The organism is Streptomyces sp. NPDC003284 (assembly GCF_053589675.1).
On record NZ_JBSFSI010000002.1, the window covers coordinates 267466 to 292472 of the forward strand.

Below are 25007 nucleotides of genomic sequence, written 5' to 3' on the forward strand. Positions count from 1 at the left end.
GTCACGGATCTGTGGCCGTGACAGTGCGGTAGGCGATCTCCGCCAGCCTGGCCTGGCCGTTGCGGCTGGGGTGGAACCAGTCCCAGTGGCTCAGCTGCTTGGTGCCGAACCGGTAGTCGAAGACCGCGTTGCCGTCGAAGCGGCAGCGGCGGTCCTTCGCGCACACCTCGGCCAGCACCTTGTTGTACTCCACCACCCGGGCCTGCACCGTGTCCCGCCGCTGGGTGGCCGCCGCGTCCAGCGCGTCCGCGTCGCCCAGCATCGACGGGCAGATGCCCAGCTTCCAGACCTGCTTGCCCAGCGCGTTGGTCCGGCCCTGCGACCACAGCCGCTTCAGGTCCGGCACGCTGGAGACGTACACCTCCGTCTTCGGCAGCGCCTGCCGCAGGGCGGTCAGGGCGGACTGGAACTGGCGGCGGAAGTCCGCCACCGGCGTCATCTGGCCGGTGGAGTCCCGGCACGCGTCGTTCGCCCCGGCCATCACCGTCACCAGCTCCGGCCGGTGCAGCACCGCCCGCTCCATCTGCGCGCGCAGATCGGCCATCCGGGAACCGGTCACCGCGTCGTTCCAGCTGCGCTGCGCCGCCCCGGTCACCCCGAGCAGTCGCACGGCCAGGCTGTCCACGCCCGCGTCGCTGCCCGTCGCCCAGGAGACCTCCGGACAGTCCGTCAGCACCATGCACGCGTCGAAGCCGCGGGTGATGGAGTCGCCCACCGCGGCGATGGAGTCCGGACGGGTGTTCCACACCGGCGCGGGCGACGCGGACCGGCCGGCCGCGGTGCCCGCCTCCCGCCCGCCGGAGGCGCCCGCACCGGCCGCGTCGCAGCCCGCCGCGGTCAGTACGGCGGCCGCCACGACGGCATGGGCGGCCCGCAGCCGGTGACTTCGCTTGGGCATGCCGGTCTTCCCCTCGGTCGTCGTGCGGTGGTCCCTTCCAGAACAACGCCTGAGGGTTCCCAGCCTCACCCGATGTGACGGCGCACACCCGTACAAGCGTCCCCCCGGGTGAATGGCGGGTGTTTCCAGGCCCCGGGACCGACCGTACGTCACACTCCCCGGCCCGTCGCACGGTAGCCTCGCCCTCAACGTGGCCCCGCGCCACTGCCGCCCGCCCGCCCCCTTCCCCGCTCTGCCCGGAGGTCCCGGTGACGACACGTGGAGTTCTGTACGTGCACTCCGCGCCGCGCGCGCTGTGCCCGCACGTCGAGTGGGCCGTCGCCGGGGTGCTCGGCACCCGCGTCAGCCTGGACTGGATCCGCCAGCCGGCCGCCCCCGGCACCTGGCGCTCGGAGTTCTCCTGGCAGGGCCAGGCCGGCACCGCCTCCAAGCTGGCCTCCGCGCTGCGCGGCTGGCACCTGCTGCGCTTCGAGGTCACCGCCGAGCCCTGCGCGAGCGCCGAGGGCGAGCGCTACAGCTGCACCCCCGAGCTGGGCATCTTCCACGCCGTCACCGGCATCCACGGCGACATCCTCATCCCCGAGGACCGCCTGCGCGCCGCGCTGACCCGCTCCCAGCGCGGCGAGACCGATCTGGAGGCCGAGATCGCCAAGCTCCTCGGCAAGCCCTGGGACGACGAACTGGAGCCGTTCCGCTACGCGGGTGAAGGCGCCCCGGTCCGCTGGCTCCACCAGGTGGTCTGAGCCCGGCGGGCGGGCGCGGACGAACGGCGACGGCTGCGGCCCGGACCCCCGACGGGGTCCGGGCCGCAGCCGTTCACTCGGACGGTGCCGGGCGTCCTCAGATCGTGCGGAACGCCAGGACGACGTTGTGTCCGCCGAAGCCGAACGAGTCGTTCAGCGCGGCGATCCGGCCCTCGACCGGCAGCTTGCGCGCCTCGCCGCGGACCACGTCCGCGTTGGCCTCGGCCTCGGGGTCGATGTCGTCGAGGTTGATGGTCGGCGGCGCCACCCGGTGGTACAGGGCCAGCACGGTCGCCACCGACTCCACACCGCCCGCGCCACCGAGCAGGTGACCGGTCATCGACTTGGTCGCGGAGACCGCCATGTGGTCGGCGTCGTCGCCGAACACCTTCCGCAGCGCCTTCAGCTCGGCGATGTCACCGGCGGGCGTCGAGGTGGCGTGCGCGTTGACGTGCACGATCTCGGCCGGGTCCAGGTCGTTGCGGTCCAGCAGGTTCTGCAGGGCGTGCGAGATGCCGCGGCCCTCCGGCTCCGGCTGCACGATGTCGTGGCTGTCGGCGGAGATGCCCTGGCCGACCGCCTCCGCGTAGACGCGGGCGCCGCGCGCCGCGGCGTGCTCGGCGGACTCCAGCACGATCACGCCCGCGCCCTCGCCGAGGACGAAGCCGTCCCGGGCGACGTCGTAGGGGCGCGACGCCGTTTCGGGGTTCTCGTTGTTCTTGGACATCGCCATCATGTTGCCGAACGCGGCGATGGGCAGCGGGTGGATCGCCGCCTCGGTGCCGCCGGCGACGACCACGTCGGCCCGGCCGGTACGGATCATCTCGATGGCGTAGCCGATGGCCTCGGCGCCCGAGGCGCAGGCGGAGACCGGGGTGTGCACGCCCGCGCGGGCGCCCACGAGCAGGCCGACGTTGGCCGAGGGGCCGTTCGGCATCAGCATGGGGACGGTGTGCGGGGAGACGCGGCGTACGCCCTTCTCCTTCAGCACGTCGTACTGGTCCAGCAGGGTCGTCACGCCGCCGATGCCGGAGGCGATGACCGCACCGAGCCGGTCGGGGTCGACGGCGCCGTCGCTGCCGTCCTCGCCGGCCTTGCCGGAGAAACCGGCGTCCTGCCACGCCTCCTGGGCGGCGATCAGCGCGAACTGCGCCGAACGGTCCAGCCTGCGGGCCTGCGGACGCGGGATGATCTCGGTCGGCTCGACGGCGATCGGAGCCGCGATACGGACGGCCTGCTCGGCCGCCCAGTCCTGGGTGAGGGGCTTGACCCCGGACTTGCCGGCGATCAGACCCTCCCAGGTAGAGGCTGCGTCGCCACCCAGCGGTGTGGTTGCGCCGATACCGGTGACGACCACGGTGCGATTGGTCGGGCTCACGGGAATTCTTTCTCCAACGGAACGAGGATCAAAAACGGCGCCACCGCCGGGTGGCGGGGCATCAGCCCACAGCAGTGATCGGTAGATCAGCTCTGGTGCTTGAGGATGTAGTCGGTGGCGTCCCCGACCGTCTTGAGGTTCTTGACGTCCTCGTCCGGGATCTTGACGTCGAAACGCTCTTCGGCGGCGACGACGACCTCGACCATGGACAGCGAGTCGACGTCCAGGTCGTCGGTGAAGGACTTGTCCAGCTGGACGTCCTCGGTGGGGATACCGGCGATCTCGTTCACGATCTCGGCGAGACCGTCGAGGATCTCCTTCTGAGTGGCGGCCATGTCGGCGCTCCTTCGTAGATGTTCAGAGGGTGTGGCGCCCGCCGCGGCAGCGGCAGGTGGGGCAGTGCCGTACCGGACCCCATGATCCGGCACGGAGTGCCTAGGGGAGGGTAACGACCGTAGCGGCGTAGACGAGACCCGCCCCGAAGCCGATGACGAGCGCGGTGTCGCCGCTCTTCGCCTCGCCGGTCGCCAGGAGCCGCTCCATCGCGAGCGGGATCGAGGCGGCCGAGGTGTTGCCGGTGGTGCGGATGTCACGGGCGACCGTGACGTGCTCCGGCAGTTTCAGGGTCTTCACCATCGAGTCGATGATCCGCACATTGGCCTGGTGCGGGATGAAGACGTCCAGGTCGTCCGGGGTGATCCCGGCCGCTTCCAGCGCCTGCTGGGCGACCTTCGCCATCTCGAACACGGCCCAGCGGAACACCGCCTGGCCCTCCTGCGTGATCGCGGGGAACTTGACGTCGCCCTCGCTGTCCCGGGGCAGACCGTCGAGGTCGCCGCTGCGGAAGCGGTCCCAGGGGACGGTCTGCTTGATCGTCTCGGACTTGTCGCCCTCCGAGCCCCAGACCGTCGGGCCGATCGCCGGCTCCGGGGAGGGGCCGACCACGACCGCGCCGGCGCCGTCACCGAACAGGAAGGCCGTGGCGCGGTCCTCCAGGTCGGTCAGGTCGCTCAGCCGCTCCACGCCGATGACGAGCACGTACTCGGCGGAACCCTCCACCACCATGCCCTTGGCCAGCGTGAGGCCGTAGCCGAAGCCCGCGCAGCCCGCCGAGATGTCGAAGGCGGCGGCCTTGTCCGTGCCCAGCCTGTCGGCGATCTCGGTCGCGACGGCCGGGGTCTGGCTGAAGTGCGAGACGGTCGAGACGACCACGGCGCCGATCTGTTCGGGGGTGATCCCGGCGTCCGCGACGGCCTTGCCGGCCGCCTCGATCGACATGGCCGCGACGGTCTCCTCGGGGCCCGCCCAGTGCCGGGTCTCGATACCGGAGCGCGACCGGATCCACTCGTCGGACGAGTCGATCTTCTCGAGGATCACCTCGTTGGGCACCACCCGGGTCGGGCGGTAGCCGCCGACACCGAGGATGCGCGCGTACGGGGCGCCCTTGCTGGGCCTGATCTTCGACATGAACGTCGGCTCCTTCGGTCGTCAGGCGTTCGCGTGCTCGGCGATGAGCTCGCGGGCCGCGTCGAGGTCGTCGGGGGTCTTCAGCGCCAGCGTCCGCACGCCGGGCAGCGCCCGCTTGGCCAGACCGGTCAGCGTGCCACCCGGGCACACCTCGATCAGCGCGGTGGCGCCCAGCTCCTCGAAGGTCTTCATGCACAGGTCCCAGCGGACCGGGTTGGCGACCTGGCCGACCAGCCGCTCCACGACCTCGGCGCCGCTCGTCACGGCCCGGCCGTCCTTGTTGGAGACGTAGGTGACCTTCGGGTCGCCCGGCTCCAGCGCCTTCGCGGCCTCGGCGAGCCGGTCGACCGCGGGGGCCATGTGGGAGGTGTGGAAGGCACCGGCCACCTTCAGCGGCACGACCTTGCGCACGCCCTCCGGCTTGTTCTCGGCCAGCTCGGCGAGCTGCTCCAGGGTCCCGGCGGCCACGATCTGGCCCGCGCCGTTGACGTTCGCCGGGGTCAGGCCCAGCTTCTCCAGATGCGCGACGGAGACCTCGGGGTCACCGCCGAGCAGCGCCGACATGCCCGTCGCGGTGATCGCGGCGGCCTCGGCCATCGCCAGCCCGCGCCGGCGGACCAGGGTCAGCGCCGCGGTGTCGCCCAGCACGCCCGCGAAGGCCGCGGCGGTGATCTCGCCCACGCTGTGCCCGGCGACGGCACCGGGTGCCACGTCACCGAGTGCCGCGGCCGACAGGATCCCGGCGGCGACCAGCAGCGGCTGCGCCACCGCGGTGTCACGGATGGCGTCCGCGTCGGCCTGCGTCCCGTAGTGGACGAGGTCCAGGCCGATGGCGTCCGACCAGGCGGCCACACGATCGGCGGCACCGGGCAGTTCGAGCCAGGGGGTCAGGAAGCCGGGCGTCTGGGCGCCCTGGCCGGGAGCGACGAGTACGAGCACTCTCACACTCTCTCTTGGGGACGGGCATGGCCGCCCGTGAGGACAGGGACGAAGAACACGAAGGGGTTTTGTGGACCCCCGACAAAAGGCTAGGCCTGGGGATCTCCATCGGCCAGACGCCCCAGGATCAGGGCGATCCGCAGCGTGAACGCGGATCGTACATCGGAGGGGGACCATCCGGTGACGTCAGTCACACGTCGGAGCCGGTAGCGCACGGTGTTCGGGTGAACGAAGAGCATCCGGGCCGCCCCCTCCAGACTGCTCGCCTGCTCCAGATAGACACTCAGCGTCTCCAGGAGCGCGGACCCGGCCTCCTCCAGCGGTCTGTAGATCTCCTCTACCAACTGCTCACGGGCGCTCGGATCCCCGGCGATGGCGCGCTCCGGCAGCAGATCGTCCGCCAGCACCGGGCGGGGCGCGTCCTGCCAGGCGAAACAGGCCTTCAGACCGGCCGCGGCGGCCTGCGCGGACCGGGTGGCGGCCAGCAGATCGGGCACGATCGGCCCGGCCACCACCGGCCCCGCCGCGTACGGCCCGATCAGCGACCTGGCGACGGCCAGCGGATTGTCGTCGCCGCCCGCGATCACCACCAGACGGTCGCCGAGCACCCCGGTGAGCACCTGGAGCTTGGCGTGCCGGGCGGCCCGCCGGATGGCCTCCACGGTCAGCTCGGAGTCGCCCTCGGGCGCGGTGCCCAGCACCACGCACACATGGTCGGGGGAGTTCCAGCCGAGCGCGGCGGCCCGCGACACGGCGCCCTCGTCGGCCTCGCCGCTGAGCACCGCGTTCACCACCAGCGACTCCAGGCGCGCGTCCCAGGCACCCCGTGCCTCGGCGGCCTGGGCGTAGACCTGGGCGGTGGCGAAGGCGATCTCCCGGGCGTACACGAGCAGCGCCTCGCGCAGCACGTTCTCGTCGCCGGGCGCGGCCACCTCGTCGATGGCGCTCTCCATGACCTCGATGGTGGTGCGCACCATCTCCACGGTCTGCCGCAGCGTGATCGCCCGCGTCAGCTCGCGCGGCGCCGTCCCGAACACATCGGTGGAGATCGCCTGCGGGGCGTCCGGGTGCCGGAACCACTCGGTGAACGCGGCGATGCCCGCCTGGGCCACCAGTCCGATCCAGGACCGGTTCTCCGGTGGCATGGCCCGGTACCACGGCAGCGATTCGTCCATCCGCGCGATGGCCTGCGCGGCGAGCGACCCGGAGGACTTCTCCAGCCGTTTCAGGGTCGCGGAGTGCCGGTGGGCGGGGCGGGCGGCGGCTTCGGGGCGGTGGGACTCGGGTTCGGGCACGGGGACAAGACTGCCTTATCCGGACGTGCGTGCGTGCCGCGGGTCGGACCGGGGGCCCGCGGTCCCGTCCCGCGGGGCTACGGTGGTGCGCGTGAGCACGGACGTACGACGCGCCGCGGACCGCTACCCGGGCGGCGACGAGAGCGCCGGGATCAGCACCCGGCACGCCTTCTCCTTCGGCCCCCACTACGACCCGGACAACCTCGGCCACGGCGCCCTGATCGCCTGCAACGAGGAGCACCTGGCCCCGGGCGCGGGCTTCGCCGAACACCCGCACAGCCACACCGAGATCGTCACCTGGGTCGTCGAGGGCGAACTGACCCACCGCGACTCCACCGGCCGCCGCACGGTGATCCGCCCCGGCGACCTCCAGCACCTGTCGGCGGCGGCCGGGGTGCGCCACACCGAACGCAACGACGCGGACGTCCCGCTGACCTTCGTCCAGATGTGGCTGACCCCGCCGCACCCCGGCGGCGAGCCCCGCTACGAGGCCGTACGCGCCCTGCCCGCCGACACCCCGTACCCCGTGCCCGGGGCGGGCGCCACGCTGCGCGTCCTGCGGCTGCGCGCGGGCGGACGCACCCTGCTCCCGTCCGCCGCGCACGTGTACGTGCACGTCGTGCGCGGCGAACTGCGCCTGCCCGGCCACCTCCTGGCCCCGGGCGACGCGGCCCGCCTCACCGACCCGGCCGGGGCCGAGCGGGAGGCGGTGGCGGTGGGCGCCGCCGAGGTGCTGGTGTGGGAGCTGCGCGGACGGCAGGCCGCAGACCTCCTCACACGCCCCGGAGTTCCGCCAGCACCCCGTCCGTGAAGACCGGCCACGCCTCGATCGCCCACGGGCCGAAGGCGCGGTCGGTCAGGGCGACGCAGGCCGCGCCCGCGTCGGGGTCGGTCCACAGGAAGGTGCCGGACTGGCCGAAGTGGCCGAAGGTGCGCGGGGAGGAGGAAGTACCCGTCCAGTGCGGGGACTTGGCGTCGCGGATCTCGAAGCCGAGACCCCAGTCGTTGGGGTTCTGGTGGCCGTAGCCCGGCAGGACGCCCTTGGTGCCCGGGTACTGGACGGTCATCGCCCCGGCGACCGTGCGCGGGTCCAGCAGGCGGGGGGCCTGGAGTTCGGCGGCGAAGCGCAGCAGGTCCTCGACGGTGGAGACGCCGTCCTTGGCGGGTGAGCCGTCCAGGACGGTCGCGGTCATGCCCAGCGGTTCCAGGACCGCCTGGCGCGCGTACTCCCCGAAGGGGATGTCCGTCGCCTTGGCCACATGGTCGCCGAGCTGCTCGAAACCGGCGTTGGAGTACAGCCGCCGCGCACCGGGCGGCGCCGTCACCCGGTGCTCGTCGAAGGCCAGCCCCGAGGTGTGGGCGAGCAGATGGCGGACCGTGGCGCCGGGCGGCCCGGCCGGCTCGTCCAGCTCGACGGCGCCCTCCTCGTAGGCGACGAGGACCGCGTAGGCGGCCAGCGGCTTGGTCACCGAGGCCAGCGGGAAGCGGTGCCCCGTGGGGCCGTGGGTGCCGGCGACCGTGCCGTCCGCGCGGACCACGCCCGCTGCGGCGGTGGGCACCGGCCAGTTCTCGATCGACGCCAGGCTGTTCAACGACATGCGCCGAGCCTACGCGGCCGGGCCGCGCTCCCAGGATCCGGACCACCGGTGTGACAAATACCCCTCCGTGGTGCTCCGGTCGAATGAGAAACGTCGCAAGATGCGCTCAGCCGCACGTGTCACGCGACCGGTTCGGCCACCGGGGCTGACCACCATGCCCCTCATGAAACGCTTCTCCCAGCACCTCGGCGCGCTGCGTACCCGCGTCGGTGCCACCGGAACCGCCTGGGCCCTGGCCGCGGCGGCGGCGCCCGCCCTCGCCCTCGGGCTCGGCGCGGCCCCCGCCCACGCCGCGCCGCTGCCGGGCGGCCTCGGCCCGTGTGTCCCCGGCTCCTGCCCGAACCCGTTCCCCGGCATCAACAACGGGCCCCTCGCCGGCCGCGACAACGCCATCAACATCTTCGTCGGCGACGACTTCCTGGTGCGCGGCCGGGCCGCGGAGGCGGAGGGCCGGGTCGTCGTCCTCGACAACTTCGACCAGAACAAGGACCCGGCCGGCAGCAGCCTGTACAACCTCGGCATCGTCGGCGTCGGTTCGCGCGTACCGCCGCCCACCGACGCGGACTTCCTGACCACCGGCGGCAACGTCACCATCGCGCCCGGCCAGCGGCTGGAGACCACCGGCGGGATCGTCGGCGAGCGGGGCATCGTGCGCTACGCGGGCACCGAGTCCGGCACGGTCAACGGCGAACTCGTCCACGACCCGGCCGCCGCCCAGCCGTACACGGCTCTCAGGAACCAGCTCACCGCGGCCAGCCAGTGCTACGCCCGCGTCGGCGGCCAGCCCCGCCAGGCCACCGGCACCGCCGTCAACGAGGGCACCCGGACGGTGTTCCGGGGCGACGGGACCTCCGCCCTCCAGGTCTTCAACGTCGACTTCGACCTGGCCGCGCCCGGCGGCGGCCAGCAGGGCATCGTCTTCGAGAACGTCCCCGCCGACGCCACCGTCCTGGTCAACATCGTCGGCGGCGACCGCACCATCAACACCTACAGCGGCGGCATCGACGACAGCACCGACCCGCTCAACGCCTACCGCGAGCGGCTGCTGTGGAACTTCCCCGACGCCACCACGGTCCACCTCAGCGGCACCGGGCAGATGCAGGGCAGCTTCCTCATGGGCGACCAGGCGTCGATGACGACCGTCACCCTGCCCGGCATCAACGGCCGCTTCTTCACGACCGGTTCGCTCACCCACACCAGCGCGGCGACGGGCGGCGGCGGCCAGGAGTTCCACGCCTACCCCTTCGACGGTGACCTGCCCGACTGCGGCGGCACCGGCCCGACCACGGGCGAGGTGCGCGTGGTGAAGACCGACGCGACCACCGGCGACACCCTGCCGGGCGCCGACTTCGAGCTGTGGCGCGAGACCAACGACGTCCCCGGTCTCCAGACCACGGGCGCCGACCCGGACACCCGGGTCACCTCCTGCACCACCGGCGACGACGGCCGCTGCGGGGTGACCGTGGCGACCGGCACGTACTACTGGCGGGAGACCGCGGCCCCCGACGGCTACGACCTGCCCGACCCGAACGTCTTCGGCCCGCTGACCCTCACCGCAGACAACGCGGCGCAGGGCGTGCAGGCCGTGGCCAAGGACACCCGCAGCACCGTGCCGCCGGTCAGCGGCGAGGTGCGCATCCTCAAGACCGACGCCGACACCGGTGACGTGCTGGAGGGCGCGGACTTCGAGCTGTGGCGCGAGACCAACGGCGAGGCCGGTCTCCAGACCACGGGCGCCAACCCGGACACCCAGGTCACCTCCTGCACCACGGGCACCAACGGCCGCTGCTCGGTCACGGTCGAGACGGGCACGTACTACTGGCGGGAGACCGCCGCCCCCGACGGCTACGACCTGCCCGACCCGAACGTGTTCGGCCCGCTGACCCTCACCGAGGCCAACGCGGAGGCCGGTGTGCAGGCCGTGGCCGCCGACACCCGCTCCAGCGTCCCGCACGGCAACGGCGCCATCCACCTGACCAAGACCGACCGCAAGGACGGCAGCCCGCTGGCGGGCGCGGTGTTCGAGGCCTGGCGCGAGACCAACGGCGTCCCCGGTCTCCAGACCACCGGCGCGGACCCGGACACCCGGGTCGGCGGCGGCTGCTCGACCGACTCCGCGGGCCACTGCGCCTTCGACGACCTCCCGGCCGGCGAGTACTACCTGCGCGAGACGGCCGTGCCCGAGGGCTACGTCCTGCCCGGCAACCCGGTCTCCGGTCCCTACCGGGTGACCGACAGCTCCACCGCCGTGGACGTCAGCCTCTCCAACGAGCGCGGCGAGCCCTGCAAGGGCAAGGACTGCTCGTACGGGTACTGACCGGGCGGCCTTGCCGACCCGCTGACGGGCGGTCCGGGCCCGGCCGGTTCACCGGTTCGGCCGTCCTCCCCAGGGCGGCCTGACCGGCCCGGCGCTTCACTGGCAGGAGAAGCCCGCTCCGCTCAGGAGGTCTCCGCCGTGGGTCCTGCCCGTATCCGCATATCCGGCGCCGCCACCGCAACGGTGGCGGCGCTGGCCTGCGTGGCGCTCGCCGTGCCGGGCGCCGCCGCCGCTCCCGGCGGCGCGGCCGCCGAGTGCACCGCGCCGACCGGCCCCTACCAGCGGCCGCTGGAGCAGTACCTCGGCCTGCCCGTCGACGGGATCCAGTCCCCGGCGGACTGCGAGGCCGTGCGCGCCTTCCAGAGCGCGCACCAGGTCCCCCGCACCGACGGCTACGCGGACCTGGCCACCTACCGCTACATGCTCGCCGCGCAGGCCGCGGCCGACCCCAACGCGGCCGGCCACTGCCCGGTGCGCAGCTATCGGGTCACCTGTGTCGACATGGACCGGCAGCTGCTGTGGGTGCAGACCGGCACGCGCGTCGACTTCCGCCCGGTGCCCATCCGCACCGGCCGCGACACCCAGGAGACCCGGCCCGGCTGGCACTCCGTCTACTGGCGCGACAAGGACCACGTCTCCTCGCTGTACGACGACGCCCCGATGCCGTACTCGCAGTTCTTCGACGGCGGGCAGGCCCTGCACGGGCACCCGGGCAACCTCTACGACGGCGGCGGCTCGGCCGGCTGCGTCAACCTCACGGTGAGCGACGCGGCGGCCCTGTGGGACCTGCTCGTCCTGCACGACGCCGTCTACGTCTGGGGCACCAAGCCCGGCACCGCGGGCTGACCCGGCCGGGAAAGGCGGGCCCCGGTCTCAGAGCAGCAGTTCCAGCAGCGGGTCCGGCTTCGGACGGAAGCCGAGCGAGGCGTACAGCGGGGCGGCCTCGGCGGAGGCGGTGAGCTGGACGCGGCGCGCGCCGCGCTCGCGGAACCACTCCAGCAGCGTGTCCATGCACGCGCGCGCGTACCCGCGCCTGCGGGCGTCGGGGTCGGTGGCGACGCTGAAGACGAAGCCGACCGTGCCGGTGGGGTCGCCGGCCTTCCCGATGCGGTAGTCGACCGTCCCGGCCACCAGCGCCGCCAGCGCTCCGGGCCGCTCGGGGTGGTCGACGACGAAGGCCGCGAAGCCGCCGTCCGGATCGCCCAGCCGGGCCCGCAGGGCGGGCAGGGACTCCTGGTGCCAGGCGGTGGACGGATCGGAACCGGGCAGCGAGTCGATCATCACCTGGCGCAGCCGCAGCACTTCGGCGGCGTCCGCGGGTTCGGCACGTCGTACGAGACTCATGCCTTCGCACGCTAGTCACCACCGGCCGCCCGTGTCCCGCGCTTTTGCCGCCCGGCCGGGGGACCGCCCTTGCTTCGAGCGCACTCCAAGGCCCTAGCGTGGGGACCATGACGGTGACGCAGACCACGGCCGTGACCACCCGGGAGACGCCGCAGAGCGAGGACACCAGCACCGGCCTGTGCGCCGAGCCGCGGCGGCGTCCGCGCCCGGACGGACAGGACAGCTACACCATCAGCGAGGTCGTCGCCTTCACCGGGCTGACCGCGCACACCCTGCGCTGGTACGAGCGGATCGGTCTGATGGCCCACGTCGACCGCTCGCACACCGGCCAGCGCCGCTACAGCAACCGCGACCTGGACTGGCTCGACCTGGTCGGCAAGCTGCGGCGGACCGGGATGCCGGTGGCCGACATGGTGCGGTACGCGGAGCTGGTGCGCCAGGGCGAGCAGACGTACGGCGAGCGGTTCGCGCTGCTGGAGGCGACCCGCCGGGACGTGCTGTCCCGGATCGCCGAACTCCAGGACACCCTGGCCGTGCTGGACGGCAAGATCGGCTTCTACGCGGCGGCCGGGAGCCGGGCCCGCTGAACCGCCGGGCCCGCCCCAGCCGTACGGCCCGGTGGCGGGCTCACAGCTCGGCGAGCAGTTGCGCCTTCTTCACCGAGAACTCCTCGTCCGTCACCAGACCCGCCTGGTGCAGTTCCCCGAGGTGGCGGATCCGCTCCGCGATGTCGGCGGGGTCGCGGCGGGCCGCCGGGACCGACAGCGCGGGCGCGGGCGCGGCCACCCGCACCGCGGCCAGCACCGCCGCCGCGAACGGCAGCGACTCGTGCACCGGCCCGTAGCCGCGGCCGAACACCACCGCCGCCGGGTCCTGGTCGGGCTGCGGCGGCTGTCCCGCGCCCCCGGCGGCACCGGCCGCCCCGCAGCCCTCGCGCGGCAGCAGCCGCAGATGGCCCTCGAAGGACTCCGGGGAGCGCCACTCCACCCCGCTCAGCGCGGTCACCGGGAAGTGCTGGTCGCCCGTCTTCCACTTGGCCGAGGACGCCCCGGTCCAGGACCAGCGGAAGCGCACGGCGGCGCCGTCGAAGGACGCCTTGCCGTCGTACGCCTTGAAGTGGAGCGGCGGCTCGGGCGCGGCGACCAGATGGCGGTCGGCGGGTCCGCTCCCGGTGAGCCGGGCGGTCAGTTCGTCGGCGCAGCGCCCGGCGAGGGCCTCGTGGTCGGCGGGCAGCACCAGCCGGTAGGGGTCGCAGCCCTCCTTGAGCTGTCCGCCGGCCGCGTCCATCAGCGGATCGGCGCCCGGCCGCGGCTCGGCGCGCAGGACCACGGTCCCGCGCCGCCCCGGCGTGAGTGTCACCGACGCGAGCGCGGCCAGCGGAACGCGGCGCTCGCCGAGCGCCTGGAAGAGCTTCGGTGTCCGTATCCCCCGTTCGTAACGGATGAGCACGGAATCGGACGCGAACTCCCAGGCAGCATGAAATCCGGCCAGTACGTCACCCATGCGGCTCATCGTAGGGGGCACGCGCTGCTTCGTCCCTCCCCTCGCGGACCGCACTTCCTGCTGTCTCTACGCGCGTTCGGCCGTCGTCGTGCCGGACAAACCCGCCCGGCATCCGTCGTTGTCATGGGCGCACCGCACGGCGTCGTACGCGCCGACGCCGATCTCGGCGAAGTTGGCCAGGCTGTCGGTGCCCGGCTCGAAGTAGCCGGCGTGGCCCTCGGCCGTCTCGGCGGACAGCACCCGGGCGCCGAAGGCGCCGGAGACCGGGTCGGCGCCGTGGCCGAGACCGCCCAGCTCCAGGTAGGGCACGTCGCGGATCCAGTCGGTGGCGTCCCGCATCGCCCAGACGTGCGCCGAGGTGTTCAGGCGGGACGCCTTCTGGGCGCGCATGCCGGGGCTGGCGGCGACCGCTATGTCGGTGACCCGGCCGGGCACCTCCCGGGCGGCCACCCCGCAGAGCACCGAGCCGTAGCTGTGGCAGAACAGGGCGACGGGCGCGCTGCCGGGCAGCGCGCGCAGCAGCTTGTTCAGCCGCACCGCGCCCTCCTCGGCGCGCATCGCGGTGGCCGCGTCCACGCCGATGCCGCTGGGCGCGGTGTAGTCGGCCCAGGCGATCACGGCGGTGCGGGTGGCCGGGGCGGCGGTGCGCTCGGCGGCGTACAGCGCCTGCGCCATGCCGTACGGCGCCGAGTAGGGGCGGTAGGTCTTGCGGAACGTGATCAGGTCGGTGTCGACGCCGGGGACGACGACGGAGACCCGCTGTGCCCGGGGCAGGTCGCCGAAGACCTCGGCGACGCGGCCGGAGCCGGTGGGGTCGAAGGCGAGGATCTGGCGGCCCGTGCCCAGCAGCGAGGCGAAGCGGTGCATCCGCCGGCCGGCGGCCTGCTGCCCGGCGGGGGAGAGCCTGTTGTCGTGCATGCGTTCGCGTTCGACGTCCCGGGCCTGGCCGAGCGCGACCCGGTTGGCCAGATAGCGCAGCGGTACCGGGGCGCCGTTCATGTTGCCGACCGCGAGCGGGTAGCGGTGCGCGAGCCGGGTGCGGTCCTGCGCGGTGAGCGAGGTGAAGAAGCGGGTCAGCCGGGCGGGGCCCGCCTCGGGGTCCGGCAGCCGGTGCCCGTGCAGGCTCCCGTGCTCCCAGGCGGACAGGGAGGCCTGGAGGGCGGTGGTCCCGCGCTGGTGGCGCACGGCGGTCCAGCCGGTGGTCGCCAGCATCACGAAGACCACGGCCAGCGCGAGCAGCGCGCGCCAGACGTTGAGCTGCGGGGAGGTGTCGAAGGAAGTCACTGGGAGGACACACTAGGAGAACGGAGCGGTCTCGCGTCAATCGAGTGACCGGGATCACGTTTCACGTGGCGTGCCGTGTGTCACCGCCCGCACGGCTGTTCAAGATCGGCCGCACATACGGAAGTTCAAGATCCGCGCGGTAAGTGCCGCGGGGTCACGGACGGGTGGTGCGCCAGTTCCCGGTGAGCGCCGGACCCACCTGATCGAGGTACGCGGCGGTGAGTGTCCGGATCGCCTCCAGGCTGAGGTCCGGGCCCGCGCTCCACTGACGGCCCGTCACCCGCATCGCCCCGCCGAAGAGGGCGACCAGCAGCCGCGGGCGCGGATCGGTGTCCGCGTCCAGGCCCTCGCGGGCGGCGAGCAGCCGGGCGACCTGCTCCTCGGTCTCCGCCGCACGGCGCAGCTGTGCGGCGAGCAGGACGGGCGTCGACTCGATGGTGCAGAACATCCGCAGATACAGCTCGACGGGCACGACGCTCAGCACGGCGTCGCTGATCGTGTCCCAGCCCTCCAGGACCGCCTGGCGCAGCGCCTCCAGCGGGGCCTCGTGCGGCGGACGGGCGCGCAGCGCCTCGACGAAGTGCGCCTCCACCATGTCCTGCACGGCGAAGGCGGCCTCCTCCTTGCCGGGGAAGTACCGGAAGAAGGTGCGCTGCGAGACGCCGACGGCCTCGGCGATGCCGTCCACCGTCGTGCGCTCGTAGCCGACGGTGGTGAACAGCTCCAGCGCGGCCCGCAGCAGGGCGTCCCGGGTGCGCTGCTTCTTGCGCTCACGCAGCCCCGGTGGTGGTGCCGCCTCGGCGGTCCCCGCCGTCTCCATGTGCCTCTCCGGACCTCTCGGCGAACTGTTTCCCCAGTTCAGCCTATAGGAGGCTGACATGTCAGTTACCGACTTGTGAATTGGTTTGTCATTTGTCAGTCGCTGACATTAGCCTCGAATGTATGACTAGTCAGACCACCGTCGACACGACAGGGCCGGGGGACAAGGCGTCAGCCCTGTCGGACCCCGCACCGGCCAAGGGGATGCGCGGACACCCGTGGTTCACGCTCATCACCGTCGCCGTAGGGGTCATGATGGTGGCCCTCGACGGCACCATCGTGGCCATCGCCAACCCGGCGATCCAGAAGGACCTGCACGCCAGCTTCGCCGACGTCCAGTGGATCACCAACGGATACTTCCTCGCGCTCGCCGTCTCCCTGATCACCGCGGGCAAGCTCGGTGACCGCTTCGGGCACCGGCAGACCTTCCTGATCGGCGTGACCGGCTTCGCCGCCGCCTCCGGCGCGATCGGCCTGTCGAGCACCATCGCCATGGTGGTCGTCTTCCGTGTCCTCCAGGGCCTGTTCGGCGCGCTGCTGATGCCGGCCGCGCTCGGCCTGCTGCGGGCCACCTTCCCGGCCGAGAAGCTCAACATGGCCATCGGCATCTGGGGCATGGTCATCGGCGCCTCCACCGCCGGCGGCCCGATCCTCGGCGGTGTCCTCGTCGAGCACGTCAACTGGCAGTCGGTGTTCTTCATCAACGTGCCGGTCGGCGCCCTCGCCCTGGTGCTCGGCCTGCTCATCCTGCTCGACCACCGCGCCGAGAACGCGCCGCGCTCCTTCGACATACCCGGCATCGCGCTGCTCTCCGGTGCGATGTTCTGCCTGGTGTGGGCGCTCATCAAGGCCCCGGCCTGGGGCTGGGGCGACGGCAAGACCTGGGCCTTCCTGGCCGGGTCCGTGCTGGGCTTCGTCCTCTTCGCCGTCTGGGAGACGAAGGTCAAGGAGCCGCTGATCCCGCTCGGGCTCTTCCGCTCGGTGCCGCTGTCGGCCGGTGTGGTCCTGATGGTGCTGATGGCCATCGCCTTCCTCGGCGGCCTCTTCTTCGTCACCTTCTACCTCCAGAACGTGCACGGCCTGAGCCCGATCAGCGCGGGTCTGCACCTGCTGCCGCTGACCGGCATGATGATCGTCGGCTCGCCGCTCGCGGGCGCGCTGATCACCAAGGCCGGACCGCGCATCCCGCTCGCGGGCGGCATGGCCGTCACCGCCCTCGCCATGTTCGGCATGTCCACCCTGGACACCGGCACCGGCAGCGCCACCATGTCGGTCTGGTTCGCCCTGCTCGGCCTCGGTCTGGCCCCGGTCATGGTCGGCGCCACCGAGGTCATCGTCGGCAACGCCCCCATGGAGCTGTCCGGTGTGGCTGGCGGTCTCCAGCAGGCCGCCATGCAGATCGGCGGCAGCCTCGGTACGGCCGTGCTGGGCGGTGTGATGGCCTCCAAGGTCGACCACGCGCTGCCGGGCAACTGGAAGGACGCGGGCCTGCCGCCGCTCACCCCCGCCCAGGCGGACCAGGCGTCCGAGGCGGTCCAGGTCGGCGTCGCCCCGGTGCCGAAGGGGGTGCCTGCGGAGGTCGCCGCGAAGATCACCTCGGTCGCGCACGACACGTTCATCTCCGGGATGAGCCTCGCCTCGCTGGTCGCCGCCGGTGTCGCCGTGGTGGCCGTCCTGGTCGCGCTGCTCACCAAGCGCGGCGTCAACGCGGAGGCGGGCGCGGGCGTCGGCCACATCTGACGCGCGGCGGTCGGTCCGGTGCGGTTTCCCCTATCAGGGTGACCGCACCGCGCAATCGCCGCCCCCGGTCCCGGCCGCGGGCGACAGTGGGCCACGTCCGGTACGGGGGAGACGGGCCCGGCGAGCGGGCCGAGCGGAACAGCGGGCGCCGGTCCGCGGCACGCCGCCGGAGGGGGGCGGCGCGCCGGCCGGACCGGCGGGCGCCGTGCGGCTCGCGCGTACGGCCCGTACGAATGGCCCGTACGGATGGCCCGTCAGAACCGGGGTACCCGCTTCCCGAACCCCGATGGAACTCCAACCCGACCCGGGGTTCGGGGAGTTGATGATGGCGGGCTTCGGACACCGAACGCGCGGGTACCCCCGTTCACGGGGCCGGACGTGGCACCGGGAGGGGCCGGACCGCGCGACGCTCGGGATCATCGGAACCGTCTGCGCGGTCGCGGGCTTCTTCGCCCTCGGGATCGTGCTCGGCCCGGTGGCGGTCGTCTGCGGATGGCTGTCGATGGGCCGCAGCTGGACCGGCGCGAGCCGCTCCGTCCCGGCCCTGGTCGCCCTCGTCCTGGGCGCCGTAGACACCCTGCTCGCACTGGTCGCGCTCGCCGGAGCCGTGGCCTGGGGGCACGGCGTGCTCTGAGCGGCCGGACGGACGGCGCCCGCCGCGCGCGGGACGGACGTACGCCGAAGGGGCGGTGGGGCCGAGGCCCCACCGCCCCTTCGCGGTGTGCGGGTGCGCGGGCCCGGCCGCTACGCGTCGCCCCCGGCCGCGCCCGGGTGCGCCGCCGTCACGTCGAGCAGCTGGTAGCGGTCGATCGCCTGCTTGAGCAGCGAGCGGTCGACCTTCCCCTGGCGCGCCAGCTCGGTCAGCACCGCCACCACGACCGACTGGGCGTCGATGTGGAAGAACCGCCGGGCCGCCCCGCGGGTGTCGGCGAAGCCGAACCCGTCGGCGCCCAGCGACTGGTACGGACCGGGCACCCAGCGCGCGATCTGGTCCGGCACCGAGCGCATCCAGTCGGAGACGGCCACGAACGGCCCCTCGGCGCCGCTCAGCTTCCGCGTCACCCACGGCACCCGCTGCTCCTCCTCGGGGTGCAGCAGGTTGTGCTCCTCGCAGGCCACGGCCTCGCGGCGCAGCTCGTTCCAGGAGGTGGCCGACCAGACGTCCGCCCTGACGTTCCACTCGGAGGCGAGGATCTGCTGCGCCTCCAGCGCCCAGGGCACGCCCACGCCCGAGGCCATGATCTGCGCCGGGATCTCGCCCGCCGTGCCCGCCGAGATCCGGTGAATGCCCTTGAGGATGCCCTCGACGTCCACGTCGGCCGGTTCGGCGGGCTGGCGGATCGGCTCGTTGTAGACGGTGAGGTAGTAGAAGACGTCCTCGCCGTGCGGGTGCTGCTCGTCGCCGCCGTACATCCGGCGCAGGCCGTCCTGCACGATGTGCGCGATCTCGTAGCCGTACGCCGGGTCGTAGGCCACGCACGCCGGGTTGGTGGAGGCCAGCAGCTGCGAGTGGCCGTCGGCGTGCTGGAGCCCCTCGCCGGTCAGGGTCGTACGGCCCGCGGTCGCGCCCAGGACGAAACCGCGCGCGAGCTGGTCGGCCATCTGCCAGAACTGGTCACCGGTGCGCTGGAAACCGAACATCGAGTAGAAGACGTAGACCGGGATCAGCGGCTCGCCGTGGGTGGCGTAGGCCGAGCCCGCCGCGATGGCGGAGGCGGTGCAGCCCGCCTCCGAGATGCCGTCGTGCAGCATCTGCCCGGTCGGGGACTCCTTGTAGGCGAGCAGCAGATCGCGGTCGACCGACTCGTACTGCTGGCCGAGCGGGTTGTAGATCTTCGCACTCGGGAAGAACGAGTCCATGCCGAAGGTGCGGTACTCGTCCGGCGCGATCAGCACGAACCGCTTGCCGATCTCCTTGTCCCGCATGAGGTCCTTCAGGAGCCGCACAAAGGCCATGGTGGTCGCGATGGCCTGCTGCCCCGAGCCCTTCTTCACGGACGCGTACGTCTTGTCGTCGGGCAGCGGCAGCGGCTTCGCGCGCACGACCCGGGTCGGAACATAGCCGCCGCACTGCTTGCGGCGGTCGTGCATGTACTGCATCTCCTCGGAGTCGCGCCCCGGGTGGTAGTACGGCGGCGCGCCGGACTCCAGCTCCTTGTCGGAGATCGGCAGGTGCAGCCGGTCGCGGAAGCGCTTGAGGTCGTCGACCGTCAGCTTCTTCATCTGGTGGGTGGCGTTGCGGCCCTCGAAGTTCGGGCCCAGCGTCCAGCCCTTGACCGTCTTGGCCAGGATGACGGTCGGCTGCCCCTTGTGCTCCACGGCCGCCTTGAACGCCGCGTAGATCTTGCGGTGGTCGTGACCGCCGCGGCCCAGGTGCAGGATCTGGTTGTCGGTCATGTTCTCGACCATGGCGCGCAGCCGGTGGTCGTCGCCGAAGAAGTGGTCGCGGATGTAGGCGCCGGACTCGGTGGCGTAGGTCTGGAACTGGCCGTCCGGGGTGGTGTTCATCCGGTTGACCAGGATGCCGTCGCGGTCCTGGGCGAGCAGCGGGTCCCAGGTGCGGTCCCAGATCAGCTTGATCACGTTCCAGCCGGCCCCGCGGAAGACCGACTCCAGCTCCTGGATGATCTTGCCGTTGCCGCGCACCGGGCCGTCCAGGCGCTGGAGGTTGCAGTTGACCACGAAGGTCAGGTTGTCCAGGCCCTCACGGGCGGCGATGGAGAGCTGGCCCAGCGACTCCGGCTCGTCCATCTCGCCGTCGCCGAGGAAGGCCCACACGTGCGAGTCGGAGGTGTCCGCGATGCCGCGCGCCTGCATGTACCGGTTCATCCGGGCCTGGAAGATCGCCCCGATCGGGCCGAGGCCCATGGAGACGGTCGGGAACTCCCAGAAGTCCGGCATGGAGCGCGGGTGCGGGTAGCTGGACAGGGCGTGGGGCGCCTTGGACTTCTCCTGGCGGAAGCCGTCCAGGTGCTGTTCGCTCAGCCGGTCCAGCAGGTACGCGCGCGCGTAGATGCCCGGTGAGGCGTGGCCCTGGAAGAAGACCTGGTCGCCGCCCCGGCCGTCGTCCTTGCCGCGGAAGAAGTGGTTGAAGCCGACGTCGTAGAGCGAGGCGGAGGAGGCGAAGGTCGCGATGTGGCCGCCGACGCCGATCCCGGGGCGCTGGGCGCGGGAGACCATCACCGCGGCGTTCCAGCGGGTGGCGTTGAGGATCTTGCGCTCGATCTCCTCGTTGCCCGGGAAGAACGGCTCGCTCTTGGTGGGGATGGTGTTGACGTAGTCCGTGCTGCGCATCTCCGGCACGGCCACGCGCTTCTCCCGCGCGCGCTCGATCAGCCGGAGCATGAGGTAGCGGGCCCGCTCCCGGCCTCGCTCGTCGACGGCTGCGTCGAGCGAGTCGAGCCACTCCTGGGTCTCCTCGGGATCGAAGTCAGGAACCTGACTCGGAAGGCCGCCAATGATGATCGGGTTTCGATCGGATCCGGAAGCCACGCTGTTCCTTACCTGTCAGAGGGCTGACATATCTGTGACGTCTCTGGGCTCTTGCTGGGGTTTCCCCGGGGCTGTGCGGTTCTGGCCGTTCTGTTCGCTCTGTTCCGTTCCGGGTCGTCTGTCTGTGTGTGCCTGCACCGTTCCCCATCGTGTACCTCGGGTGAGGCAAACGTCATCTTTACTCACCGGTAACAGGGGTGGTGCGGCCGCCTCTCCGGGGGGTGAAAGGGTTCCCCTTCGGATCTCGTGCCGAGCAGGGGTTCCCAAACACGCAAAAGCGGGCAGAAGGGTGTGGTGTGTGTCACCGCGGAGCGCGATACCGTGTCAGGAGTTGCGGCGACACAGCCGGGAACGTCACCGTTTCGGCGGTCCGGAGCGCCGGGTACTTGCGCGATCCGGCCCGCCCGTGTGGACTACGGCCAATGCTTCGCGCACGCGCGTGGCTGAAGACCCAATCGCAACACCATCAGGAGGCAACCCGTGAGCGCGACCGCGGACCACGCGGAGGAGCGGACTAACCCGGCCGCCAGGCTGGGATTCCAGCCCGGACAGGTGGTCCAGGAGATCGGCTACGACGACGACGTCGACCAGGAGCTCCGCGAGTCCATCGAGGAAGTCATCGGACAGGACCTCGTCGACGAGGACTACGACGACGTGGCCGACGCCGCGGTGCTGTGGTTCCGCGACGAGGACGGCGACCTGACGGACGCGCTGGTCGACGCCCTGGGGTTCCTCGACGAGGGCGGCGAGATCCTGCTTCTGACGCCGAAGACCGGCCGGGACGGATACGTCGAACCCAGCGACATCGGCGAGGCCGCGACGACGGCGGGTCTGTCGCAGACCAAGAGCGTCAGCGTGGGCAAGGACTGGAACGGCACCAGGCTGCTCACGCCGAAGGCGGCCAAGCCCAAGAAGTAGCCTCCGTCCCGCGGGCCGTGCCCGCGGGCGCCCGGCGGAGCCCCGGACGGGCCGGCGCGTGTCGGCCCGTCCGCGGGTGCGCGGTGTGCGCTGCGTAGGGTGGTCTCACCCGAACAGCCCCACCGAAGGGAAGCAGCGCGATGGCGATCCAGGTCGGCGACAAGGCACCCGACTTCGAGCTGAAGGACAACCACGGCCGCACCGTACGGCTGTCCGACTTCCGCGGCGAGAAGAACGTGGTGGTGCTCTTCTACCCGTTCGCCTTCACCGGTGTGTGCACCGGCGAGCTGTGCGCGCTGCGCGACAACCTGCCGAAGTTCGTCAACGACGACACCCAGCTGCTCGCCGTCTCCAACGACTCCATCCACACCCTGCGCGTGTTCGCCGAGCAGGAGGGCCTGGAGTACCCGCTGCTCAGCGACTTCTGGCCGCACGGCGAGACCTCGCGCGCCTACGGCGTCTTCGACGAGGGCAAGGGCTGCGCCGTGCGCGGCACCTTCATCGTCGACAAGGAGGGCGTGGTGCGCTGGACCGTCGTCAACGGCCTGCCGGACGCCCGCGACCTGAACGAGTACGTGACGGCGCTCGGCGCCCTGTGAGCCGCCCCCGCCCCCTGCCGCGGACCCGGGAGGACCCGACACCTGGGAATCTTCGGTCACACGGCCTGCGGGGGGCGGGAACCCGTCACTAGGATCGACACGTTGATCCCATATCCGATGCACGACGGGGCTCCCCGCCCCCGGACACCAATGGAGGACTCGTGGGAGTCAGCCTCAGCAAGGGCGGCAACGTATCGCTTTCGAAGGAGGCGCCGGGCCTGACCGCGGTCCTCGTCGGCCTGGGCTGGGACGCCCGGACGACGACCGGCACCGGCTTCGACCTCGATGCCAGCGCGCTGCTGCTGAACAGCGCCGGCAAGGTCGGCAGCGACCAGAACTTCGTCTTCTTCAACAACCTCAAGAGCCCCGACGGCTCCGTGGAGCACACCGGTGACAACCTCACCGGTGAGGGCGAGGGCGACGACGAGGTGATCAAGGTCAACCTCGCGGGCGTCCCGGCCGACGTCGAGAAGATCGTCTTCCCGGTCTCCATCTACGACGCCGAGACCCGCCAGCAGTCCTTCGGCCAGGTCCGCAACGCCTACATCCGCGTGGTGAACCAGGCCGGCGGCGCGGAGATCGCCCGCTACGACCTGAGCGAGGACGCCTCCACGGAGACCGCCATGGTCTTCGGCGAGCTGTACCGGAACGGCGCGGAGTGGAAGTTCCGCGCCATCGGCCAGGGGTACGCCTCCGGCCTGCGTGGTATCGCCCAGGACTTCGGCGTCAACGTCTGAGTTCCGCACCACGCCCGACCGTCCGGCGCCGCGCGTCTCAGCGCGGCGCCGGACGCGCAGGACACCGACACAGGCACCACCCACGGGGAGGACCAGCAGCATGGGCGTCACGCTCGCCAAGGGAGGCAACGTCTCCCTGTCCAAGGCCGCACCCAACCTGACCAACGTCCTGGTCGGGCTCGGCTGGGACGCGCGCTCCACCACCGGAGCCCCCTTCGACCTGGACGCCAGCGCCCTGCTGTGCGGCGCCGGGAACCGAGTGCTGGGCGACGAGTGGTTCGTCTTCTACAACCAGCTCACCAGCCCCGACGGCTCCGTGGAGCACACCGGCGACAACCTCACCGGTGAGGGCGAGGGCGACGACGAGTCGATCCTGGTCGACCTCGCCCGGGTCCCGGACCGCTGCGAGAAGATCGTCTTCCCGGTCTCGATCCACATGGCCGACGAGCGCGGCCAGACCTTCGGACAGGTGAGCAACGCCTTCATCCGCGTGGTCAACCAGGCCGACGGCCAGGAGCTCGCGCGCTACGACCTGAGCGAGGACGCCTCCACCGAGACAGCGATGATCTTCGGCGAGCTCTACCGCTACCAGGGCGAATGGAAGTTCCGGGCCGTGGGACAGGGGTACGCGTCCGGACTGCGCGGTATCGCTCTAGACTTCGGAGTCAACGTTTCGTAAAGCCGAGTGCGGCGACGGGGGAGACCCGTACAGGCGACGGGGGAGACCCGTACTTAAGGGATTGGGTAGCCAGTGCTTCTGAAAACCTTTGGCTGGTCGTTCGCGATCACCGTGCTCGGCCTGATCGCGGCCGCGTTCTACGGGGGGTGGACCGCCTTCGGGGTCGTGGCGATCCTCGCCGTCCTGGAGATCTCGCTCTCCTTCGACAACGCGGTGGTCAACGCCGGAATCCTGAAGAAGATGAATGCCTTCTGGCAGAAGATCTTCCTCACGGTGGGCGTGCTGATCGCGGTCTTCGGTATGCGGCTGGTGTTCCCCGTCGTCATCGTCGCCGTCACCGCCAAGATGGGCCCCATCGAGGCCGTCCGGCTGGCGTTCGACGACAAGGACCAGTACCAGCAGCTGGTCACCGACGCGCACCCGGCGATCGCCGCCTTCGGTGGCATGTTCCTGCTGATGATCTTCCTCGACTTCATCTTCGAGGACCGGGACATCCAGTGGCTGCGCTGGATCGAGCGGCCCCTGGCCAAGCTCGGCAAGGTCGACATGCTGTCGGTCTGCATCTCCCTGATCGTCCTGCTGATCACCTCCTTCACCTTCGCCACCCACGCCCACCAGCACGGCGGCGCGCACGCGGACAAGGCGCAGACCGTACTGATCGCCGGTATCGCCGGTCTGATCACGTACATGATCGTCGGCGGTCTCTCCGGGTTCTTCGAGGACCGCCTGGAGGAGGACGAGGAACGCGAGCACGAGGAGGAGGAAGAGGCCGCCCGCAGCGGAAAGCAGCGCTCGGCCGTGAAGCTGGCCGGCCAGGCCGCGTTCTTCATGTTCCTCTACCTGGAGGTCCTGGACGCGTCCTTCTCCTTCGACGGTGTCATCGGCGCCTTCGCCATCACCAACGACATCGTCCTGATGGCCCTCGGCCTCGGCATCGGCGCCATGTACGTCCGGTCCCTCACCGTCTACCTGGTCCGCCAGGGCACCCTCGACGACTACGTCTACCTGGAGCACGGCGCCCACTACGCGATCGGCGCGCTGGCCGTGATCCTCATGGTCACCATCCGGTACGAGATCAACGAGGTCATCACCGGCCTGGTCGGCGTGGTCCTGATCGCCTGGTCCTTCTGGTCCTCGGTCCGGCGCAACCGCGCGCTGGAGGCCGCGGAGGGAAAAGCGGCGGGCTCGGGGGAGAAGACTGAGGTGCAGTCCGGGGTGTGACGCCCCACCCGGTACGGGAACGCTCTGAGCGGGGCG

Annotated in this window: 24 protein-coding genes; 12 read left to right on the forward strand and 12 right to left on the reverse strand. The window is 71.8% G+C overall.

Annotated elements, in window-relative coordinates; translation table 11 throughout:
* Nucleotide 1 precedes the first annotated feature (1 nt).
* Nucleotides 2-898: an SGNH/GDSL hydrolase family protein gene (locus ACWDYF_RS04670; RefSeq protein WP_018570642.1), complete on the reverse strand. Its 897-nt coding sequence runs from the start codon at nucleotides 896-898 to the stop codon at nucleotides 2-4.
* A gap of 248 nt (nucleotides 899-1146) precedes the next feature.
* On the opposite strand from ACWDYF_RS04670, the gene ACWDYF_RS04675 reads away from it, so the two are divergent.
* Nucleotides 1147-1641 (forward strand): DUF3145 domain-containing protein, encoded by a 495-nt coding sequence (locus tag ACWDYF_RS04675; RefSeq protein WP_026253000.1) that lies wholly within the window; start codon nucleotides 1147-1149, stop codon nucleotides 1639-1641.
* A 97-nt stretch (nucleotides 1642-1738) separates the two neighbouring features.
* Here ACWDYF_RS04675 and ACWDYF_RS04680 read toward each other — a convergent pair whose 3' ends face one another.
* From ACWDYF_RS04680 to fasR, 5 genes are all read right to left on the reverse strand, one after another.
* Entirely contained in the window at nucleotides 1739-3019 is a 1281-nt protein-coding gene (locus ACWDYF_RS04680; RefSeq protein ID WP_064533002.1) for a beta-ketoacyl-[acyl-carrier-protein] synthase family protein, read from the reverse strand.
* An 86-nt stretch (nucleotides 3020-3105) separates the two neighbouring features.
* A complete protein-coding gene (locus ACWDYF_RS04685; RefSeq protein WP_018570639.1) occupies nucleotides 3106-3354 on the reverse strand; it encodes an acyl carrier protein in 249 nt (82 codons plus the stop codon).
* Nucleotides 3355-3454: 100 nt separating this feature from the next.
* Nucleotides 3455-4486: a ketoacyl-ACP synthase III gene (locus ACWDYF_RS04690; protein ID WP_381743397.1), complete on the reverse strand. Its 1032-nt coding sequence runs from the start codon at nucleotides 4484-4486 to the stop codon at nucleotides 3455-3457.
* 21 nt (nucleotides 4487-4507) lie between these two features.
* The gene (locus ACWDYF_RS04695) at nucleotides 4508-5425 is read right to left on the reverse strand and encodes an ACP S-malonyltransferase (RefSeq protein WP_381743399.1); all 918 of its coding nucleotides are present in this window, start codon (nucleotides 5423-5425) and stop codon (nucleotides 4508-4510) included.
* A gap of 89 nt (nucleotides 5426-5514) precedes the next feature.
* Nucleotides 5515-6720: a fatty acid biosynthesis transcriptional regulator FasR gene (gene fasR, locus ACWDYF_RS04700; protein ID WP_018570636.1), complete on the reverse strand. Its 1206-nt coding sequence runs from the start codon at nucleotides 6718-6720 to the stop codon at nucleotides 5515-5517.
* Between the two features lie 91 nt (nucleotides 6721-6811).
* Between fasR and ACWDYF_RS04705 the strand changes: the two genes are divergently transcribed.
* Nucleotides 6812-7531, forward strand: coding sequence for a pirin family protein (locus ACWDYF_RS04705; protein ID WP_389467050.1), 720 nt, complete (start codon nucleotides 6812-6814; stop codon nucleotides 7529-7531).
* On the opposite strand, the gene ACWDYF_RS04710 is transcribed toward ACWDYF_RS04705, so the two are convergent.
* Nucleotides 7494-8318, reverse strand: coding sequence for a serine hydrolase domain-containing protein (locus ACWDYF_RS04710; protein WP_389467047.1), 825 nt, complete (start codon nucleotides 8316-8318; stop codon nucleotides 7494-7496). The genes ACWDYF_RS04705 and ACWDYF_RS04710 overlap by 38 nt on opposite strands.
* 163 nt (nucleotides 8319-8481) lie before the next feature.
* Here ACWDYF_RS04710 and ACWDYF_RS04715 point away from each other — a divergent pair, with 163 nt between their 5' ends.
* Together ACWDYF_RS04715 and ACWDYF_RS04720 are read left to right on the forward strand one after the other, a co-directional pair.
* Nucleotides 8482-10635, forward strand: a complete 2154-nt coding sequence (locus ACWDYF_RS04715) for a choice-of-anchor A family protein (RefSeq protein WP_381743404.1) — start codon at nucleotides 8482-8484, stop codon at nucleotides 10633-10635.
* A 138-nt stretch (nucleotides 10636-10773) separates the two neighbouring features.
* Entirely contained in the window at nucleotides 10774-11481 is a 708-nt protein-coding gene (locus tag ACWDYF_RS04720) for a L,D-transpeptidase family protein (RefSeq protein WP_106967276.1), read from the forward strand.
* 27 nt (nucleotides 11482-11508) lie between these two features.
* Here ACWDYF_RS04720 and ACWDYF_RS04725 read toward each other — a convergent pair whose 3' ends face one another.
* On the reverse strand, nucleotides 11509-11979 hold the full coding sequence (locus ACWDYF_RS04725; protein WP_381743406.1) for a GNAT family N-acetyltransferase: 471 nt from the start codon (nucleotides 11977-11979) through the stop codon (nucleotides 11509-11511).
* A 107-nt stretch (nucleotides 11980-12086) separates the two neighbouring features.
* Here ACWDYF_RS04725 and ACWDYF_RS04730 point away from each other — a divergent pair, with 107 nt between their 5' ends.
* A complete protein-coding gene (locus ACWDYF_RS04730; protein ID WP_381743408.1) occupies nucleotides 12087-12566 on the forward strand; it encodes a MerR family transcriptional regulator in 480 nt (159 codons plus the stop codon).
* Between the two features lie 40 nt (nucleotides 12567-12606).
* Here the strand turns inward: ACWDYF_RS04730 and ACWDYF_RS04735 are convergent, their stop codons facing one another.
* The 3 genes from ACWDYF_RS04735 to ACWDYF_RS04745 form a co-directional block, all read right to left on the reverse strand.
* Nucleotides 12607-13482, reverse strand: a complete 876-nt coding sequence (locus ACWDYF_RS04735) for a DUF4429 domain-containing protein (protein WP_389467043.1) — start codon at nucleotides 13480-13482, stop codon at nucleotides 12607-12609.
* 66 nt (nucleotides 13483-13548) lie between these two features.
* Complete coding sequence (locus ACWDYF_RS04740; protein WP_389467041.1) at nucleotides 13549-14766, reverse strand: alpha/beta hydrolase; 1218 nt, start codon at nucleotides 14764-14766, stop codon at nucleotides 13549-13551.
* A 154-nt stretch (nucleotides 14767-14920) separates the two neighbouring features.
* Nucleotides 14921-15586 (reverse strand): TetR family transcriptional regulator, encoded by a 666-nt coding sequence (locus ACWDYF_RS04745; RefSeq protein WP_018570628.1) that lies wholly within the window; start codon nucleotides 15584-15586, stop codon nucleotides 14921-14923.
* 203 nt (nucleotides 15587-15789) lie between these two features.
* Between ACWDYF_RS04745 and ACWDYF_RS04750 the strand changes: the two genes are divergently transcribed.
* Nucleotides 15790-17325, forward strand: coding sequence for an MFS transporter (locus ACWDYF_RS04750; protein ID WP_389467391.1), 1536 nt, complete (start codon nucleotides 15790-15792; stop codon nucleotides 17323-17325).
* A 325-nt stretch (nucleotides 17326-17650) separates the two neighbouring features.
* A complete protein-coding gene (locus tag ACWDYF_RS04755) occupies nucleotides 17651-17959 on the forward strand; it encodes a small hydrophobic protein (RefSeq protein WP_389467389.1) in 309 nt (102 codons plus the stop codon).
* A 110-nt stretch (nucleotides 17960-18069) separates the two neighbouring features.
* On the opposite strand, the gene aceE is transcribed toward ACWDYF_RS04755, so the two are convergent.
* The gene (aceE, locus tag ACWDYF_RS04760; RefSeq protein WP_389467038.1) at nucleotides 18070-20817 is read right to left on the reverse strand and encodes a pyruvate dehydrogenase (acetyl-transferring), homodimeric type; all 2748 of its coding nucleotides are present in this window, start codon (nucleotides 20815-20817) and stop codon (nucleotides 18070-18072) included.
* A gap of 480 nt (nucleotides 20818-21297) precedes the next feature.
* Between aceE and ACWDYF_RS04765 the strand changes: the two genes are divergently transcribed.
* The 5 genes from ACWDYF_RS04765 (at nucleotide 21298) to ACWDYF_RS04785 (ending at nucleotide 24971) form a co-directional block, all read left to right on the forward strand.
* Complete coding sequence (locus tag ACWDYF_RS04765) at nucleotides 21298-21735, forward strand: DUF3052 domain-containing protein (protein WP_018570624.1); 438 nt, start codon at nucleotides 21298-21300, stop codon at nucleotides 21733-21735.
* Between the two features lie 140 nt (nucleotides 21736-21875).
* Nucleotides 21876-22334: a peroxiredoxin gene (locus ACWDYF_RS04770; protein WP_381743412.1), complete on the forward strand. Its 459-nt coding sequence runs from the start codon at nucleotides 21876-21878 to the stop codon at nucleotides 22332-22334.
* A gap of 161 nt (nucleotides 22335-22495) precedes the next feature.
* Complete coding sequence (locus ACWDYF_RS04775) at nucleotides 22496-23071, forward strand: TerD family protein (protein ID WP_018570622.1); 576 nt, start codon at nucleotides 22496-22498, stop codon at nucleotides 23069-23071.
* Between the two features lie 100 nt (nucleotides 23072-23171).
* Complete coding sequence (locus ACWDYF_RS04780; protein ID WP_018570621.1) at nucleotides 23172-23750, forward strand: TerD family protein; 579 nt, start codon at nucleotides 23172-23174, stop codon at nucleotides 23748-23750.
* 72 nt (nucleotides 23751-23822) lie between these two features.
* Nucleotides 23823-24971, forward strand: a complete 1149-nt coding sequence (locus ACWDYF_RS04785) for a DUF475 domain-containing protein (RefSeq protein WP_018570620.1) — start codon at nucleotides 23823-23825, stop codon at nucleotides 24969-24971.
* Nucleotides 24972-25007 lie beyond the last annotated feature (36 nt).

Coding starts and splice junctions, on each gene's coding strand:
- ACWDYF_RS04745 (WP_018570628.1), bottom strand. CDS start 15,586: ATGGAGACGGCGGGGACCGCCGAGGCGGCACCACCACCGGGGCTGCGT.
- ACWDYF_RS04730 (WP_381743408.1), top strand. CDS start 12,087: ATGACGGTGACGCAGACCACGGCCGTGACCACCCGGGAGACGCCGCAG.
- ACWDYF_RS04770 (WP_381743412.1), top strand. CDS start 21,876: ATGGCGATCCAGGTCGGCGACAAGGCACCCGACTTCGAGCTGAAGGAC.
- ACWDYF_RS04710 (WP_389467047.1), bottom strand. CDS start 8,318: ATGTCGTTGAACAGCCTGGCGTCGATCGAGAACTGGCCGGTGCCCACC.
- ACWDYF_RS04755 (WP_389467389.1), top strand. CDS start 17,651: ATGGCGGGCTTCGGACACCGAACGCGCGGGTACCCCCGTTCACGGGGC.
- ACWDYF_RS04725 (WP_381743406.1), bottom strand. CDS start 11,979: ATGAGTCTCGTACGACGTGCCGAACCCGCGGACGCCGCCGAAGTGCTG.
- ACWDYF_RS04670 (WP_018570642.1), bottom strand. CDS start 898: ATGCCCAAGCGAAGTCACCGGCTGCGGGCCGCCCATGCCGTCGTGGCG.
- ACWDYF_RS04690 (WP_381743397.1), bottom strand. CDS start 4,486: ATGTCGAAGATCAGGCCCAGCAAGGGCGCCCCGTACGCGCGCATCCTC.
- ACWDYF_RS04735 (WP_389467043.1), bottom strand. CDS start 13,482: ATGGGTGACGTACTGGCCGGATTTCATGCTGCCTGGGAGTTCGCGTCC.
- ACWDYF_RS04715 (WP_381743404.1), top strand. CDS start 8,482: ATGAAACGCTTCTCCCAGCACCTCGGCGCGCTGCGTACCCGCGTCGGT.
- ACWDYF_RS04780 (WP_018570621.1), top strand. CDS start 23,172: ATGGGCGTCACGCTCGCCAAGGGAGGCAACGTCTCCCTGTCCAAGGCC.
- ACWDYF_RS04685 (WP_018570639.1), bottom strand. CDS start 3,354: ATGGCCGCCACTCAGAAGGAGATCCTCGACGGTCTCGCCGAGATCGTG.
- ACWDYF_RS04750 (WP_389467391.1), top strand. CDS start 15,790: ATGCGCGGACACCCGTGGTTCACGCTCATCACCGTCGCCGTAGGGGTC.